This window comes from Mycobacterium sp. TY814 (assembly GCF_030755175.1).
GTDB lineage: Bacteria > Actinomycetota > Actinomycetes > Mycobacteriales > Mycobacteriaceae > Mycobacterium.
Genome location: NZ_JAUFRY010000001.1, coordinates 607,190 through 624,165 on the forward strand (window position 1 = coordinate 607,190; position 16,976 = coordinate 624,165).

Here is a 16,976-nt window from a genome sequence, read left to right on the forward strand (position 1 = left end):
GGTTTGGTTGATGCCCGCTGCGATCCCGTGTGCCGCCCACGGCGAATTGACGTTTTTATCAAAACGCCAACCCAGAGCAGATGCCGGTGTTAGATTCCGGCACGCTGGCAAACACGTTCGTGGCAATTTCTCTCAACTGATCGTTGGAAGGACATCCATGTCATATGTCGTCACCGTGCCCGAGTTCGTCGGATCTGCCGTCGGCGATCTGACCAACCTCGCGTCATCGATCAACGCGGCCAGGGCTGCGGCGGCAGGCTCGACCACCGGCGTCTTGGCGGCCGGCGCCGACGAGGTGTCGGCGGCTATCGCGAGCGTCTTCAGCTCGCACGCCCACAGCTTTCAGTCGCTGAGCGCGCAGGCTTCGGCCTTCCACAGCCAGTTCGTGCAAACCCTGAGCTCCAGTGCGGCGTCGTACGCCGGCGCCGAAGCCGCGAACTTGGCGAGCATCGCCGCGGCGCAGCCCGGCCTGGAGCTGTTCGGAGTGCTGCTCGTCGGAGACGGCGCAGCTGGGACCGCGGCGAATCCCAACGGCGGCAGGGGCGGCCTGCTGTGGGGTAATGGCGGTGCCGGCTACACCCAAACGGGGGCGTCCGGACTGGCCGGCGGTAACGGCGGCCGCGCGGGTCTGATCGGCAACGGCGGGGCGGGCGGCGGTGGCGGCTTCGGTGCGGCCGGCGGTCAGGGCGGGGCCGGCGGTTGGCTCTACGGCAACGGCGGCGCCGGCGGAGTCGGCGGCGCGGCGGCGTCGGGCTTCAACGGCGGATTGGCCGGCACCGGCGGCCTCGGTGGAAACGCGGTCTTGTTCGGCAGCGGCGGCGCCGGCGGCAGCGGCGGCGCGGGCCTGGCCGGCGCCAACGCGATTACGCCCAACAACGGCACCGCCGCGTCCGGCGGCGATGGGGCAGCAGCCTCGGGTGGTGCATTTCCGCCGGCCGTTAGCGGTGGCTCAGCCCAGCCCGGCGACCCTGGAACGCTCGGCCAGGTTGGTGGCACCGGCGGAGTCGGCGGTAGCGCGTCCTCAGCCAATGGCGGCATCCCGAGCGGGGTCTACCTGGCCCAAGGGGCGCCCGGTGGCCAGGGCGGTTTCGGCGGGGCCGGGATCGACGCAGGTGTCGCCGGCGCCGGTGGCGTCGGTGGAATCGGCGGAGCCGGTGGCAACGCGGGACTCTTTTACGGTGACGGCGGCAATGGCGGACTCGGCGGCGTCGGTGGAATCGGCGGCTCGGGTGGCACCGCCGCCAACGGCGGCGTCGGCGGTACCGGCGGCGCCGCGACGGTCAGTACCATCGCCAACTTCTCCGCAAGCGGTCAGGCCGTCGGTGGCCAGGGCGGCACCGGCGGCCAGGGCGGAACCGGCGGCACCGGCGGCACCGGCGGCACCGGGGGCGCCGGCGGAGCCGGAGGCCGAGGAGCATTCTTCTTCGGCAGCGGCGGGGACGCGGGCTACGGCGGCGCCGGCGGCGGCGGCGGCACCGGCGGAATCGGCGGCGTCGGAGGCGGAGGTGGAGCCGGGGGCAACGCAGCGATCACCGGTGCAAGTGCGTTCAACGCGTCCGACGGCGGTTTCGGCGGCAACGGCGGCCGGGGCGGGACCGGCGGCGACGGGGGTGCCGGCGGCAGCGGCGGCGCGGCCGGCACGGCCGGGGCAGGCGGGTTGTTCGGCCTGGCGGGCGCCGCCGCCACCGGTGGCGCGGGTGGCTTCGGCGGTGACGGCGGGGCGGCCGGTGCTGCGGGCGCCGGATCGACGGTCGTCGGCACCGCGACCGGAACCAACCCGGCACCGGGGCAGCCGGGCGTCGCGGGTCCCGCGGGCAGCAACGGCAACGACGGCGCCCCCGGCGCGAACGGCTGACCATAGCCAGGAGCAGCACCTTCTTCGACACGGCCGGGCATGGCGTCATCCGTCATGCCCGGCCGTGTCGCATTCCCGCACCGTTGCTGCGCGACTCTGGGCCCGATCATCGCTGAACTAATCTTCGTGGTTGAAGATTTGTTCATAATCGGATAAAACCTTCACTAGATCGGTTCCGCCCGGCGGGCAAAGAAGGTTTTCCGCGATGTCATATCTGCTCAGCACACCGGACTTAATCGGAGTCGCCGTCGGTGACCTGACCACGCTGGCGTCGTCCATCGACGCGGCGAGAGCGGCTGCGGCGTGCTCCACCACCACCATCGCGGCAGCCGGCGCCGACGAAGTCTCGTCGGCCATCGCGGCACTGTTCAGTACGCACGCCCAGAGTTTTCAGGCGCTGAGCAGTCAGGTGTCGGCGTTCCACAATCAGTTCGTCCAGACTCTGCACGACAGCGTGGCGTCCTACGCCAGCGCCGAGGCCACCAACCTCGCCGGCCTCGCCGCCGCCGAACCCAGTCTGGATCTGTTCGGTGTGCGGCTCGTCGGCAACGGAGCCAACGGCACCGCGGCGAATCCGGACGGCGGCAACGGCGGGCTGCTGTGGGGCAACGGCGGCGCCGGCTACACCCAGCCGGGTTCATCCGGACTGACCGGCGGCAACGGCGGCAACGCCGGCCTGTTCGGCAACGGCGGACGCGGCGGTGGTGGCGGATACGGCGCCGCCGGTGGCCGCGGTGGCGCCGGCGGGTGGCTCTTCGGCAACGGCGGCGCGGGCGGAACCGGGGGCGCCGCCGTCGCGGGCTTTCACGCCGGATCCGCCGGCAACGGCGGCGCTGGCGGTAGCGCGAATCTGTTCGGCAATGGCGGCGCCGGCGGCCTGGGCGGCACGGGCCTGGCCGGAACGGGTGTTGCGACACCGGTCAGCGGCCCCGCCGCCATTGGTAGCAGCGGTGGCGATCACATCGGCACGGTGCCCGGGCTGTTCACCGGCGGTGACGGCGCTGTCGGCACGTCCGGATCCGCGGGACAGGTTGGTGGCACCGGTGGCAGCGGCGGTACGGGCGGCAATTCCGGCACCAACAACGCGCTCTACCTCGCCGAAGGCGGCGCCGGGGGCCAGGGCGGTATGGGCGGTCTGGGCAGTAACGCCGCCATCGCGGGAGCCGGCGGTCACGGCGGGGCCGGCGGCAATGCCGGGCTGTTGTTCGGAGACGGTGGGGCCGGTGGGGCCGGCGGTGTCGGCGGCCTCGGCGGCTCGGGCGGCGCCGGCGCGACAGGCGGCGCGGGCGGTGCCGGAGGTGCGGCGTCCGTCAGTGCCGCCGCCCCGGGCATCGGGCAGGCTAGCGGCGGTGTCGGCGGCACCGGAGGCGTCGGCGGCACCGGAGGTGTCGGGGGCACCGGCGGGGCCGGCGGTGACGGGGGCAACGGCGGGCGCGGCGGGATGCTGATCGGCCATGGCGGCGATGCCGGGCACGGCGGCGCCGGCGGCATTGGTGGCGCCGGCGGTGTGGGCGCTGCCGGCGGGGCCGGTGGAGTCGGCGGCAACGCCACCGCTGCCGGTACCGGAGACAACGATTCGACCGGCGGCACCGGCGGCACCGGTGGATCAGGCGGCACAGGCGGGGCCGGTGGCACCGGCGGCACCGGCGGTGCGGCTGGCACGGCGGGGGCCGGGGGGTTGCTCGGCTCGGTGGGTGACGGCGCGACCGGCGGCGCAGGCGGTGCGGGCGGTGCCGGTGGTGCGGGCGGCGCGGGCGGCGCCGGAGGGGCGGGTGGTCGCGCCGCCGGCGGCAACGCGACCGCGGGCAGCGTAGGCGGCAACGGCGCCAACGGAAGCACCGGTAGCCAGGGCGCGAGCGGCGCCAGCGGGTGACACGGGACCCTCGCCGACCGATACCCTGAGCGCCATGCCGAGCGACTACGTGTACGACCAGGACTTCGCCGAGGAACGGACCCGGTTGGGCGCCATGGAGAGCCTGTGGGACGCGGGAACCCAGGCGCTGCTCGAAGAACTCGGGCTCGGTCGTTCCGAAAAGTCCTGGCGCTGTTTGGAAGTCGGTGCCGGGGGCGGGTCACTACTGCACTGGATGACCGGTCGCGGCGCTTCCGTGGTGGCCGTCGACATCGACACCCGCTTCATCGAACCACTGGCCAGTGACGCCATCGACGTGCGCCGCCTCGACATCCGCACCGATGAACTCCCCGAAGGCCAATTCGACCTGGTGCACTCGCGCCTGGTGCTCGAGCATCTGCCGGACCGGCGACAGATCATCGACCGCCTGGCGACGACCCTGCGCCCCGGCGGATGGATGGTGATCGAAGATCTGGACTGGACACCGTTCGGCTTCGACAAAGCCGACGCCCAACTCGAGCTCGTCACCGATGCCATCCTGTCGTTCATGCAGCAGGCCGGTTTCGAGCCGCGTTACGGCCGTCGCGTGGTCGCCGATCTTGCCGCCGCCGGGCTGACCGAAGTCCGCGGCGAAGGCCGGGCGCGGGTAATCGATTCCAGCGCAGCGGGTTTCGACTTTTTCAGGTTGTCCTTCGAGAGTCTGCGCGCGGCCGTCGTCGAGGCTGGGCTGATCGCGAGTGCGGACGCCGATGCGGCCGCGGCACGCTTCACCGGCGACGTCCGCGTTTTCACGCCGATCATGATGGCCGGCATCGGACGACGGCCGCTGGACTAAATCGCCTTGAACAGCGCGGCTTTGCCCCGGGTACGCAGCTTGTGCAGGGACGAACCGCGCAACTGGGCGATCCGCGCCGCCATCTTGTTCCCGAGTTCCTCGAGTTCGGCGTCAGTGATCTGCACCGGCGGCGGCGCGGGAATCATGTCGCGTTCCTCTTCGTCGGCATGCGCCTCCAGCACGGTCTTGAACGTGTTCCACTCGTCCTCGTAAGCCGATGAACTCTGCGGGGTCCGCAGCAGCACGCCCAACTGATCCACCACCTGGCGATGTTCGGCGTGGGCAACCGCGATCAACTCACTGGCCGCCGCCAACGCCGGGTAATACAGGTCATCCTCGATCCGGAAGTGAATATCGAGTTCCAGCAGCATCTCATCGAACAGTTCATGGCGCTCCTGACTGTTCACCGGCGCCTCACTGACCTTGCGCCCCAAGCCTTTCAGCACCACATGGTGATCCTTGAGCACTTCATATGCATTCAATTGGCCACTCCGCGCACTTCCACATTTCCCTCCCTCAATCGAGCCTCGTAGCACGGCAACGGTGCGGCCGACGGACCACGCAGCACTTCGCCGGACTCCAGCGCGAATCGTGATCCATGCCAGGGACACACGATCCGACCGCGATCGACCCAGCCGTCGGCCATCGGCGCCGCCAGGTGGGGACAGAACTCGCCGAATGCCGCCACTTCTCCCGGCTTGCTCTGGCACACAACCAGTCCGACGCCGTCCACCTCCACGCGAACCGGCTTGCCGTTGAGTGCGCCGGCCGGCAGCACCGGTGTCCACTGCCGGGTGCGTAACCGCGCACCGCTCTGGTCGACGCCGATGCCGGAATCGAACACCAACGCACCACCGAGGTAGCTGCCGCCCAGCGTGATCGCATACCCGGCCGCCGCCAGCCCCGCTTCCCGCAGACGGTGCCCGTGGTGGCGGTCCCGCCAGGACAGTACGTAGAGCAGCGTCGCGACGGAATTCACCGCACCGTGCACCAACCCGACGCGTCGATCCGCCTGGTGGGTGTGCTGCCAATCGGACACCCCGGTGACCGCCGACGCGATGCTGGCCGCAATCCCGAGGCCGAGGGCATGCGAGGCGATCTGAGCGGTGTTCCGCTCGGCGCCCGGTCGCCGTGCCGGCACCAGACTCAACGCATCCAGCGCCACTGCCGTGCCGAGTGCTCCGCTGGCCAGCGATGCCAGGGGCGGATGCACCGGATGCCCGAGCCAGACGCCGTTCAGCGCGTTCATCACCCGGTCCCTCATCCGCCCCAGAGCGTTGAACAGGAAAGCCATGATGTGCTCGAGGCGATAGCTGGGCCGATCGAGCCACTCCTGTCGTTCGATCATGGCCAGCACCCGCGGACCGAACTTCCGCATGTAATCCTCCCCTGGTGCGACGACCGATTGGGCCGCAAATGCCAGAATTCCCTGTCATCGCCGCGGTTTGAATGTGAGGCGCCTGTGAGTTGCCGTTTGAACTGCTGTGGCCGCAGGGCAGAATGGCTCTCTGTAGAACAGAAGGATGCCGGGAGCGAGGCGAGGTGCAGGTGAGCGATCAACTCTTCGACCATGTCCGTCGGGGCATGATCCCCGCGCACATCTACAACGACGCCGACCTGTTCGCACTGGAAAAGGAGAAGCTTTTCAGCCGAGCGTGGATGTTCGTGGCGCACGAGTCCGAAGTTCCGCACGACGGTGACTACGTGGTGCGCCGGGTGCTCGACGATTCGTTCATCGTCACCCGCGACTCCGGTGGCCGGGTACGGGCCCTGTTCAACATGTGCCTGCACCGCGGGATGCAGGTGTGCCGCGCCGAGATGGGCAACGCCTCCAATTTCCGCTGCCCCTACCACGGTTGGACGTACCGCAACGACGGCCGCCTCACCGGTCTGCCGTTCCATCGGGAAGCCTACGGCGGCGACCAGGGCTTCGACAAAAGCCAAACGCTGCTTCCTGCACCGAATTTGGACAGCTACAACGGCATGATCTTCGTCAGTCTGGACCCGCACGCTCCGCCGTTACGGGAATTTCTCGGCGACTTCGCGTTCTACCTCGACTTCTACACCAAGCAGAGCACCCAGGGACTGCAGGTGCGGGGTCCGCAGCGGTGGCGGATCAAGGCCAACTGGAAGATCGGGGCGGAGAACTTCTCCGGCGACATGTACCACACACCGCACACGCACGCCTCGATCGTCGACATCGGCCTGTTCCGGGAACCCAAGGCGCAGAAGCGCAAAGACGGCGCCACCTACTGGGCCCACCGCGGCGGCGGAACCACCTACAAGCTGCCCCCGGGTGACTTCGACGAGCGCATGCGCTACGTCGGATATCCCGACGAGATGATTGACCGGATCAAGTCGGTCTGGTCGCCGGCACACCAACAGCTGGTGGCCCAGGACGGCTTCATGTTCTCGGCGGCAACCTGTTTCCCGAACCTGAGCTTTGTGCACAACTGGCCCAAGCTCCCTCATAGCGAGCAGGTACTGCCGTTCATCTCGATCAGGCAGTGGCAACCGATCAGCGAGAACGAGACCGAGGTGTGTTCGTGGTTCGCCGTCGACGCGGCCGCCCCGGAGCAGTTCAAGAAAGACTCCTACCAGGCGTATTTGATGTGCTTCGGGTCGACCGGCATGTTCGAGCAGGACGACGTGGAGAACTGGGTGTCGCTGACCACCACCGCGGGCGGTTCGATGGCGCGGCGGCTACTGCTGAACAGCAGGATGGGACTGCTCTCCGACGACAGCCCGGTGATCGAGGCGCTGCCCCCGGAGTCGTTCCACGGGCCCGGCAGGGCGCAGGTCGGCTACAACGAGTACAACCAGCGGGAGCTGCTCAAGCTGTGGGCGCAGCAATTGGAGTCGGTATGAGTAAACCACTGCCTTTCAACGATATTCGGCATAACCAGGCACACCAGTTCTTGGTGGACGAGGCTTACCTGCTGGACGCGCAGCAGTACGAGGCCTGGCTGGACACCATGACCGACGACATCCGCTACGTCATGCCGGTGCGGGTTACCACCGCCCGCAACGCGGGATTCGACACCTCTCCGGGCATGGACCACTTCGCCGAGGACAAGTACTCGCTGACCCAGCGGGTGGCCCGGATGGGCACCGAACACGTATGGGCCGAAGATCCGCCGTCACGACTACGGCACTTCATCACCAACGTGCGCACCTTCGAACAGGATCCGGCGCACCTGCTCGTCGAGTCCGCCGAGCTGCTGTTCCGCAGCCGCGGCGACGTGAACGAGAGCGCCCTGCTGTCCTGCGGGCGCGAAGACCTGCTGCGCTGGGACGAGAGTCAAAGTTCCTGGAAGTTGGCCCGCCGCAGGATCTTTGTCGACGAATCGGTGTTGCGGATGCAGAATTTGGCGGTGTTCCTGTGATCCCTGCCGGTGAGCCCATCATGCTGGCGAATGAATTCACCGAAGTCGTGGTGCAGCGGGTCGACACGCGCAACGGCGCGCGACTGCTGATCCGCTCGCCCCGCATTGGGCGGTCGATCACGCTGGATGCCTTGGAGGTGGAGGCTCTCACCTGGCAGAACCCCCGTACCCTGGCGGCCATGGTCGGCAACTCCCAGGCCCCGCTGCTGCCCGATGAGCCAGAGGACCACGATGACCGGATGGCTTGACGGCAAACGCGCCCTGGTCATCGGCGCCGGGTCGGGAATCGGGCGGGCGGTGGTCGACGCGTTCCTCGGCGAAGGCGCCACAGTGGCTGTGCTGGAACGTGATCCGGACAAATGCGAGCGGCTGCGCGCGGAGCTGCCCGACGTTCCCGTGGTGGAGGGTGACGCCACCACCCGCGCCGACAACGACCGGGCGGTCACCGCGACGGCCGATGCCTATGGCGGCCTGGACACGCTCGTCAACTGCGTCGGAGTGTTCGACTTCTACCGCGGCATCGACGATATCGACGCCGACGACCTGTCCGCCGCGTTCGACGAGATGTTCCGCACCAACGTGCTGAGTCATCTGCAATCGGCCAAAGCCGCGCTGCCGTTGCTGCGTAACGGGACCGGACCCGCGATCGTGCTGACGGAATCCACGTCGGCCTACTACCCGGGCCGTGGCGGCGTGCTGTACGTGCCGTCGAAGTTCGCGGTGCGCGGCCTGGTGACGGCGCTGGCACACGATCTGGCCCCCCTAATCCGGGTCAACGGCGTGGCGCCGGGCGGCACCCTGAACACCGACCTGCGGGGGCTGGCCAGCCTCGGACTCGGCGATGTCCGCCTCGACGACTCTCCTGGCCGGGCAACCGATCTCGCCGCCCGCACCCCGCTCCATGTCGCCCTGACCGGCGCAGATCATGCCTGGAGCTACGTGTTCCTGGCCTCGGATCGGTCACGCGGTATCACCGGCGAGACGGTCCACCCCGACGGCGGATTCCGCTTGGGCGCACCGAAATGAGCCTGGAGGCGCAGCGCGAGCTGGTGGCACAGGGTTGTCGCGTCGCGGCGGCCCGCGGCTTGGTGGACGGCATGCTGGGGCATCTGAGCCTGCGGATCGACGACCATCACTTGCTGGTCCGCTGCCGCAGCGACACCGACACCGGGGTGGCCTTTACCCGGCCCGCCGACATCCGGCTCATCACCTTCGCCGGAACCGAAGGCGCCCCAGGGGAACTCGACGGTTACCGGGTGCCCAACGAGCTACCGATCCACCTCGAAACGATGCGGGCCGACGCCAGGCACCAGGCCGTCGCCCATTTGCACCCGCCGGACGTCGTCGCCGCCGATCTGGCCGGTATCGCCATCCGGCCCCTCTACGGCGCCTTCGATATTCCCGGCGCGTGGCTGGCCCGCGGCGGTGTGCCGGTCTACCAGCGCGCGGTGCTGATCCGGAATGCGCTGCTGGCCAACGAGATGGTGGCCGCCATGGCCGGCAGGCCCGTGGTGATTCTGCGTGGCCACGGCATCACCAGCGCCGCCCCCGGCATCGAACAGGCGGTGTTGCAAGCGATCAGCATCGACGCGCTGGCGCGCATGTCGTTGCGGGTGCGCGCCGCCGGGGGGTCCCTGCGCGATATCGACGACGCCGACTGGGATGAATTGCCGGACTTGGGGTCTGGTTTCAACGTCGAGTCGGCCTGGCGGCATGAGGTCGCTCGGCTGGGTGCTCAGCCCAGCTGATCGCCGATCTCTTCGGCAGCCTCGGTCAGTGCGGCCGCCACCGACGAATACTTCGACGTGGGCAAGCGCTGCAACGGCGCGGCGGCATTGAGCGCGAGGCGCAGGCCGGGCGCGCGGGTCGGAATCTGCACCGCGACCGAGGCGACGCCCTCCTCACTTTCCTCGCGGTTGGTGGCGTAGCCCTGTCTGCGGATGCGGGACAACTCGCCGCGCAGGCGGGCCCGGGTGTCGATCGACCGCTCGGTGACGCGCTCCAGTGGCTCATGCGAAAAGAGTTGCTGCCATTCGTCTTCCGGCAATCCGGCCAGCAGGACCTTGCCCGTCGACGTGCAGTGCGCCGGCATCGTGCGCCCCAGCCGGGAGGCCACCCGCACCGCTTTGGGACCCTCGACCGCGGCGACGAAGCGAACCGTGGCACCGTCGAGCATCCCCACGTGGATCGACTCGCCGAGGCGTTCGCTGAGTCGCCGCATGACGGGCATCGCGGTGCGCGGGATGTCGAGGCGGCCGAAGATCGCGAACGCCACGCTGGTCAGCGCCGGGCCCGGTAGGTATGCCTTGGATTCGGGGTCCTGGCGCACGAAGCCACGGTAGGTCAGCATCGCCAGCAGTCGGTGCGCGGTCGACGACGCGACGCCCAGGTACCGGGTGGCCTCGGTCAACCGGATCTGGGGTTGCTCGCCAAGGAGCAGTAGCAGTTTCAGCGCGTTGTCGACCGACTCGATCGGGTACTGCGGCACCTCATTCGGCACTTCGCGAGCGTAGCCCGCCGCCGGCGGCAATCTCTAAACGAACTGCCCGGCCTTCCCGTTACTGCCCGACACCCCCGACAAGCCGGTGCTCCCGGTGCTGCCACCTGGACCGCCGGCGGCACCGCCGAGGCCGCCCTGTCCACCCAGCGCCAGATTTCCGCCTGAGCCGACCGCGCCACCCGTGGTCGCATCCCCGCCGTTGCCACCGTTGCCGCCAGTGCCACCCTGACCACCGGTGCCACCGGAGCCGCCGGCCCCCGCGGCGCCCGAGGTGCCAGCCCATCCGATCAGACCTCCGGCTCCCCCGCTGCCGCCGCCGGTTCCCCCGGCACCGCCCGCTCCGCCGGCGCCGCCGTCACCGCCGAGGGCACCGTTGTTGCCCTGGCCACCGGTCGCTCCCGACGGCGCGGCCGTCATCATGACTCCACCGCCCCCGCCGCCATCGCCCCCGGCACCACCGATGCCACCGACTCCGCCGACTCCCCCGGCACCGGCGGCGCCACCGGCGCCGCCGATTCCGAGGAATCCGGCCGCACCGCCATTTCCGCCGATGCCACCGATGCCACCCGTGCCGCCCGTTCCACCGATACCGCCGTGGCCTGCGGTCCCGCCGTCACCACCGATCGCGCTTCCGGTCGCGGTGTTGACGGCAGAGCCGCCTCCGCCGCCGTCGCCACCCGCAAAACCGGACGCCCCGGCACCGCCGGTGCCGCCGATCCCTCCGGCTCCCCCGGCACCTCCATTGCCGATGAACAGCCCGCCATGTCCTCCGGTGCCGCCCGCGCCGCCAGTGCCGCCGCTACCGCCGGCGGACCCGGCTGCTGTACCCGCCGCACCACCGGCGCCGCCGTCACCGCCGGTCGCGGTCCCCGCATAGGGGCTGTTCGCGAAGCCGCCCAGGCCGCCCGCGCCACCCGCACCGCCGGTGGGGCCGCCGGAGGCACCGTTTCCGCCGGTCCCGCCGGAAACCGTAGTCACGCCTCCCACGGTGCCGCTGGCCACGATCAGCGAATTGCCGCCCCTTCCGCCCGCGCCCCCGTCGCCGCCAACGCCGGCCGAACCCCCGTTGCCCCCGGCCCCACTGCCGATGGTGAGGGTTCCCGTGATACCGGGCGACCCAACGGTGACAATAAGATCCATCCCGGTTCCACCGGTGCCGCCCGTCTCGCCCACGCCGCCGGTGCCTCCGGTACCGCCGCCGGTGCCCTGCACAGTTACGTTGCCCAGGTTGCTAATGGTTAGTGGAGCGAGGGTGGGACTGTTGCCGGGTGCGGCCGTGCCGGTCGGCACGGGATTCACCCCCGCGACGCCGGTCAGACCCGTACCACCCTGCCCGCCGGCGCCGCCGGAGCCGAACCAGTTGGCATTGCCGCCGTGACCCCCGGTGCCGGGAGTTCCACCGAGCACCCCCGCGGCCGCGGACCCACCCTGCCCACCCGCACCACCGTCGCCGAACAACGTCCCGCCGGCACCGCCGTTCCCGCCGGCGGCGCCCGCCCCTCCATGGCCACCTTCACCGCCGTTTCCGATCAGCAGCGGTCCCGCGCCACCGTCGCCGCCGTGCGCGCCGGCGCCGCCCACACCGCCGACACCACCGCAACCGACAAAACGTGCCGCACCACCTACACCGCCGACCCCACCGACGGCCGTCGCGCCCTGCGCCCCACCGAGTCCACCGGTGCCGCCGTTGCCGAACAACCAGCCACCTCGACCGCCCGCGCCACCGGCGGCACCCGACACGGTCACACCCGCGCCTCCGGCACCGCCGATGCCGCCGTTACCGAACAGGCCCGCATCTCCACCGGCCCCGCCGGCCTGGCCGGGCGCGCCCGAACCACCGCGACCACCGTTGCCGAACAACAACCCGCCGGCACCACCAGGTGCCCCCGAAAAGTCCGGTGCATCAACGCCATTGCCGATCAACGGGCGCCCCAACAGCGTCTGCGTCGGAGCGTTGACCAACCCCAGCAGACTCTCCAGCGGCGACGCGCCGGCCGCATCGGCGGCGGTGTACGCACCCGCCGCAGCGGCCAACGACCGCACAAACTGCTCGTGAAACGCTGCGGCCCGCGCACTGAGAGCCTGGTAACCGCGACCGTGTGCCGCGAACAACGCCGTAACCGCCGCCGACACCTCGTCTCCGGCCGCCGCAACGATCCCGGTCGTCGGCGCGGCCGCCGCCGCGCCGGCCGAAGACAACGCCGATCCGATCCCCGCCAGATCGCCCACGGCCGTCGCGACCAACTCGGGCACAGCAATGACGAACGACATCAGCAACCTCCCGACAGGCCTGGCGACGGCTTCAGAGTAGACCCGACGCGAACACCGCGATGGACATTGCGTGACGAAGCCGCAGAAAAGCAGCGCGGCTACCCCAGGATTCCCGGTCCTGACCGGATGTCGCGCCCACCCGGCGGGTTCACCACAGCAAAGCCGCAAGCGTTTCAGGATGTGGCCTGCGAGTGCTGGATGCACCTGGGCAGTGTTCTGGCTGGCGCTGCCCCCCGAACAAACTCGACCTGGCCCGGGTGCGCCCCGAGTACCACACCTGGGACTGCGCGCTCGAGGACGACGGCCTGCACCTCCACGGGCTTTACCAGACCTGCCCCGAGCCACAGGCGTTCGACCGGCTGCGCCGGCGCCTGCTGCCGACAACGGTTTTCACCGAAAACGCCCCTATGGACTCGTGATTCTCGGTACGGTTGGCCTGCGTCGCGTTGCAGAGTGGTCGGGGAATCAAGACTGGTTGGCAACGCGGCGCCCACTTTGCCGGGTAATGTCGGCCCGGGCCTCAATCCCCTTCTCTAACTTGCCCTTTCGCTGACAAGCGGTGTTCCGGCGCACCATTTCTACGCGTCGGGCGCCCCGGGCGCCGACTCAGCGCGCGATGGCACCGGTCTGTCGCGCCCAGCTGGCAGATGCGGTGCGGCATCCCGAACGATCCAGCGAAACGCGAATATTAGCCAGGCGCGTCATATACAGTCCCGCGGTATGCAAAACCGGTCATGACGTGACCCTGGGGAAGTCGCTGGAGTCTGTTATGAACTTTTTGGTATCGCCGCCGGAGGTGAATTCGCTGCGCATCTTCAGCGGAGCGGGTTCGGCACCGATGTTGGGGGCGTCGGCCGCCTGGGATGGGCTGGCTGCCGAACTGGCCTCGGCGGCCGAGTCCTTCGCATCAGTGACGTCTGTGCTGGCGGGGCAGGCGTGGCAGGGTCCCGCGGCGACGGCCATGACCGCGGTTGCCGCACCCTATGCCCAGTGGCTCAGCGCCGCGGCAACCCGGGCCAGTGAGGCGTCCGGTCAAGCGATGGCGGTGGCCGACTTGTTCGAGGCCGCACGGGCGGGCACCATTCATCCAGCGGTGGTGGCGGCCAATCGCAAAGCGCTTGTCCAGCTGGTGATGTCGAACTTGTTCGGGCAGAACGCGCCCGCGATCGCAGCCGCCGAGAGCAGCTACGAACAGATGTGGATCCAGGACGTGACCGCGATGGTCGGCTATCACTCCGGCGCATCCGCGGCCGCAGCCGAGTTGACACCGTGGCAGTCTCTGGGGGGTCTGGCAGATCTGAACACCAGCATCGGCAACAGCGGTGCATGGAATCTCGGCGTCGGGAACACTGGCGACAACAACCTCGGCAGCGGAAACACCGGAAAAGCCAACGTGGGCAGTGGAAACTACGGCAACGCCAACCTGGGCAGCGGCAACGGCGGCAACACCAATCTGGGCAGCGGAAATACCGGTAACGCCAACCTGGGCAGTGGCAACTGGGGCAACACCAACTTCGGCAACGGCAACTACGGCAATCTCAACCTGGGTGGCGGAAACCAGGGCAATGGAAACCTCGGCCCCGGAAACGTCGGCGACGGCAACCGCGGTGGTGGAAACATCGGCTCCACCAACGTGGGCAGCGGAAGCCTCGGCTCCTTCAACCTCGGTAGCGGCAACGCCGGCGACTCGAATGTCGGCTTCGGGAACAAGGGCAGTTTCAACTTCGGGTTCGGCAACAACGGCAACAACGACGTGGGGTTCGGGCTCACTGGTGACAACCAGGTCGGTATCGGCGCGCTGAATGCCGGCATCGGAAACCTGGGATTCGGCAACTCAGGCAACAACAACATCGGCTTCTTCAACTCCGGCGACAACAACGTCGGCTTCTTCAATTCCGGCAACGGCAACTGGGGATTCGGCAACGCTGGGACCACCAACACCGGCTTCTGGAATGCGGGATCGGTCAACACGGGTTTCGGTAACGGTGGCAGCACCAACTTCGGCTTCGACAACGCCGGCATCGCCAACGTGGGCGCGGGCAACGCGACATACAACAGCGTCGGCTTCGGTAACGCAGGCTCGGGCAACACCGGATTCTTCAACTCGGCCCAATACGGAACGAACACCGGCGCATTCAACTCGGGCTACTGGAACACCGGTCTGTTCAGTTCCGGCAACACCAACACCGGCCTGTTCAATTCAGGAAGTCTGAATACCGGGTTCGCCAGCTCGGAAACACCTGTGGGCGTGACGAATTCAGGATTCGGCAACGTCGGCAGCAATTTGTCCGGCTTCTACAACACCGGCTCGGACTCGTCAGGGTTCCAGAACAGCACCGCTGACGCCTTCGGCTACACCTCCGGTTGGGGCAACTCCGACGGCCGGGGCAATGTCGGGTTCCACAACACGGGCTTCGCACTGTCCGGCTTCGGTAACACGGGTTCCTACAACGCCGGGATCAACAACTCGGGTAGCTCCAACTCCGGTCTGGCCAACGCCGGCAACACCAGTTCCGGCGGCGGGCACCGGGGCGACGACCAGTCGGGATTCTTCAACTAGCCTGTGTCGCCTGCTGTTTCGCCCACCGATAGTCGGCCTTGCCGGACGGCGACCGCTGCAGCTTGGCGCAGAAGATCACCTCTTTGGGCAGCTTGTAGCGCGCGACGTGACGGGCCGCCTCGGCGATGATGCTCTCGGCGTCGACCTGCTCGCCGTCCGCCAGCTGCACCAGCGCGACCACCTCGTTTCCCCACCGCTCACTCGGACGGCCGGTCACCACCACGTCGTAAACGGCAGGGTGCTCGTTGATCGCGGCTTCCACCTCCTCGGCGAAGATCTTCTCGCCGCCAGAGTTGATGGTCACCGAATCCCGGCCCAGCAGTTCGATCTGGCCATCGGCGTCCCACCGGGCGCGATCACCGGGGACCGAATGACGCACCCCGTCGATGACCGGGAACGTCCGGGCGGTCTTGGCCGGATCGCCGAGGTATCCCAACGGGATCGGGCCCTGTTGGGCGAGCCAGCCGATCTCGTCGTCACCGGGTGACAGGATCCGCGTCAGGTCCTCGCTGACCACCACGGCACCCGGATTGGGCGCGAACCTGCCCGACGCCTGCTGGGCCGCACTCGACACCTGGCCCATCTGGGCCCCCGATTCCGACGAGCCGCCCGCGTCCAGGATGGTCAGGTGCGGCAGCAGCTCCACGAACCGCTGCTTCAGCGGGGCGCTCAGCGCCGCACCGCCAGTGACCAGCACGAACAGCCCGGAAAGGTCGTAGTCGCCGGTCTGCAGTTCGTCGAGCAGCGGGCGGCCGAAGGCGTCGCCGACGATCGATAACGACACCACGCGTTCGCGGCTGGCCAGCGCCCACACCTCGGCCGGATCCAGATGGGTGGTTGTCGGCGCCATCACAAACGGCCGTCCCGCGCACAGGTTGATGAACGCCGCCCACTGCGCTGCGCCGTGCATCAGCGGTGCGGCCGTCATCGACCCCGGCCCGTCGGGCCGCGAGCGCTCCACGATCTCCTCCAGGCTGCTCACCGGCTCGCCGGTGCCGAAGGTCCGCCCGCCCATCGCGTTCATGAAGATGTCGTTCTGACGCCACAGCACCGCCTTCGGCATGCCGGTGGTGCCCCCGGTGTAGAGCATGTAGAGGTCGTCGGGTGAGGGCACCACGTCCAGGGGTTCGTCGCACACCGACGCCAGCAGTTCCTCGTAGCGCACCGCCCCGGGCAACGGCGCGTTGCCGGACTCGTCGTCGACGTGGATCAGCCGAACCGGCCGGGACACCCGTTCCAGCGCCTGCGCCAGTGTCGGCGCGAAGCGCGCCTGATAGAGCAGCGCATCCGCATCGGCGTTGCCGATCAGATACACCAACTCGTCGGCGACGTAGCGGTAGTTGACGTTGAACGGAGCGACCCGGGCCTGGTACGCCCCGAGCATCGCCTCCAGAAACTCATTGCAGTTGGCCAGATACAGACCCAGATGACTCTGCCCGGATTCGTGCGGCGCCAACTCGGCGCGTTCCTTGCGGGCACCGAATCCCCACCCGTGCAGCGCACGCGCGAACCGGCGGGCCCGTTCCTCGGTCTGGGCGAAGGTGAAGCGCCGGTCGCCGAACACGATGGCGTCCCGGTCCGGATTAGCCGCGGCGACCGCCGAAACCACCTGGGCGAGGTTGAATTCCACCGGAACCTCCCGAGCCGTCCTGACGTCGTGACCTCACGACAGTATCGACACCGGGATCCGCTGACACCGTTGCGCCGCGCGGCCGGA

Annotated in this window: 14 protein-coding genes and 1 pseudogene; 10 read left to right on the forward strand and 5 right to left on the reverse strand. The window is 69.0% G+C overall.

Going from position 1 to position 16,976, the window contains the following annotated elements; translation table 11 throughout:
- The first annotated feature begins 157 nt into the window (after window positions 1–157).
- The 3 genes from QXH22_RS02280 (at window position 158) to QXH22_RS02290 (ending at window position 4,542) form a co-directional block, all read left to right on the forward strand.
- A complete protein-coding gene (locus QXH22_RS02280) occupies window positions 158–1,855 on the forward strand; it encodes a PE family protein (protein ID WP_306274840.1) in 1,698 nt (565 codons plus the stop codon).
- Window positions 1,856–2,060: 205 nt separating this feature from the next.
- On the forward strand, window positions 2,061–3,728 hold the full coding sequence (locus QXH22_RS02285; protein WP_306241146.1) for a PE family protein: 1,668 nt from the start codon (window positions 2,061–2,063) through the stop codon (window positions 3,726–3,728).
- A 34-nt stretch (window positions 3,729–3,762) separates the two neighbouring features.
- Complete coding sequence (locus QXH22_RS02290) at window positions 3,763–4,542, forward strand: bifunctional 2-polyprenyl-6-hydroxyphenol methylase/3-demethylubiquinol 3-O-methyltransferase UbiG (protein WP_306241147.1); 780 nt, start codon at window positions 3,763–3,765, stop codon at window positions 4,540–4,542.
- Here QXH22_RS02290 and QXH22_RS02295 read toward each other — a convergent pair.
- Window positions 4,539–5,024 (reverse strand): hemerythrin domain-containing protein, encoded by a 486-nt coding sequence (locus QXH22_RS02295; protein ID WP_306241148.1) that lies wholly within the window; start codon window positions 5,022–5,024, stop codon window positions 4,539–4,541. The genes QXH22_RS02290 and QXH22_RS02295 overlap by 4 nt on opposite strands.
- Window positions 5,021–5,920 carry a Rieske 2Fe-2S domain-containing protein gene (locus tag QXH22_RS02300; RefSeq protein ID WP_306274841.1) on the reverse strand — a complete coding sequence of 300 codons (900 nt, stop codon included), beginning with the start codon at window positions 5,918–5,920 and terminating at the stop codon, window positions 5,021–5,023. The genes QXH22_RS02295 and QXH22_RS02300 overlap by 4 nt, the downstream gene beginning before the upstream one ends.
- 206 nt (window positions 5,921–6,126) lie before the next feature.
- Between QXH22_RS02300 and QXH22_RS02305 the strand changes: the two genes are divergently transcribed.
- From QXH22_RS02305 to QXH22_RS02325, 5 genes are read left to right on the forward strand one after another with little or no spacing between them, the layout of a single operon-like run.
- Complete coding sequence (locus QXH22_RS02305) at window positions 6,127–7,410, forward strand: Rieske 2Fe-2S domain-containing protein (RefSeq protein ID WP_306275944.1); 1,284 nt, start codon at window positions 6,127–6,129, stop codon at window positions 7,408–7,410.
- Window positions 7,407–7,928 carry a 3-phenylpropionate/cinnamic acid dioxygenase subunit beta gene (locus QXH22_RS02310; protein ID WP_306241150.1) on the forward strand — a complete coding sequence of 174 codons (522 nt, stop codon included), beginning with the start codon at window positions 7,407–7,409 and terminating at the stop codon, window positions 7,926–7,928. The genes QXH22_RS02305 and QXH22_RS02310 overlap by 4 nt, the downstream gene beginning before the upstream one ends.
- Window positions 7,925–8,176 (forward strand): dihydrodiol dehydrogenase, encoded by a 252-nt coding sequence (locus QXH22_RS02315; RefSeq protein WP_306241151.1) that lies wholly within the window; start codon window positions 7,925–7,927, stop codon window positions 8,174–8,176. Before QXH22_RS02310 ends, QXH22_RS02315 begins: the two co-directional genes overlap by 4 nt.
- Window positions 8,160–8,954, forward strand: a complete 795-nt coding sequence (gene hcaB, locus QXH22_RS02320; RefSeq protein WP_306274842.1) for a 3-(cis-5,6-dihydroxycyclohexa-1,3-dien-1-yl)propanoate dehydrogenase — start codon at window positions 8,160–8,162, stop codon at window positions 8,952–8,954. Before QXH22_RS02315 ends, hcaB begins: the two co-directional genes overlap by 17 nt.
- Window positions 8,951–9,676: a class II aldolase/adducin family protein gene (locus QXH22_RS02325; protein ID WP_306274843.1), complete on the forward strand. Its 726-nt coding sequence runs from the start codon at window positions 8,951–8,953 to the stop codon at window positions 9,674–9,676. Before hcaB ends, QXH22_RS02325 begins: the two co-directional genes overlap by 4 nt.
- On the opposite strand, the gene QXH22_RS02330 is transcribed toward QXH22_RS02325, so the two are convergent.
- Window positions 9,664–10,428 (reverse strand): IclR family transcriptional regulator, encoded by a 765-nt coding sequence (locus QXH22_RS02330; protein ID WP_306274844.1) that lies wholly within the window; start codon window positions 10,426–10,428, stop codon window positions 9,664–9,666. The genes QXH22_RS02325 and QXH22_RS02330 overlap by 13 nt on opposite strands.
- Before the next feature lie 33 nt (window positions 10,429–10,461).
- Window positions 10,462–12,699, reverse strand: a complete 2,238-nt coding sequence (locus tag QXH22_RS02335) for a PE family protein (protein WP_306274845.1) — start codon at window positions 12,697–12,699, stop codon at window positions 10,462–10,464.
- A gap of 126 nt (window positions 12,700–12,825) precedes the next feature.
- Here QXH22_RS02335 and QXH22_RS02340 point away from each other — a divergent pair.
- Both QXH22_RS02340 and QXH22_RS02345 read left to right on the forward strand, forming a co-directional pair.
- Window positions 12,826–13,007: pseudogene (locus QXH22_RS02340) on the forward strand (hypothetical protein); the annotation flags it as partial.
- A 461-nt stretch (window positions 13,008–13,468) separates the two neighbouring features.
- Window positions 13,469–15,259 carry a PPE family protein gene (locus tag QXH22_RS02345; RefSeq protein ID WP_306241156.1) on the forward strand — a complete coding sequence of 597 codons (1,791 nt, stop codon included), beginning with the start codon at window positions 13,469–13,471 and terminating at the stop codon, window positions 15,257–15,259.
- On the opposite strand, the gene QXH22_RS02350 is transcribed toward QXH22_RS02345, so the two are convergent.
- Window positions 15,252–16,889: an acyl-CoA synthetase gene (locus QXH22_RS02350; protein WP_306274846.1), complete on the reverse strand. Its 1,638-nt coding sequence runs from the start codon at window positions 16,887–16,889 to the stop codon at window positions 15,252–15,254. The genes QXH22_RS02345 and QXH22_RS02350 overlap by 8 nt on opposite strands.
- Between the last annotated feature and the right edge of the window lie 87 nt (window positions 16,890–16,976).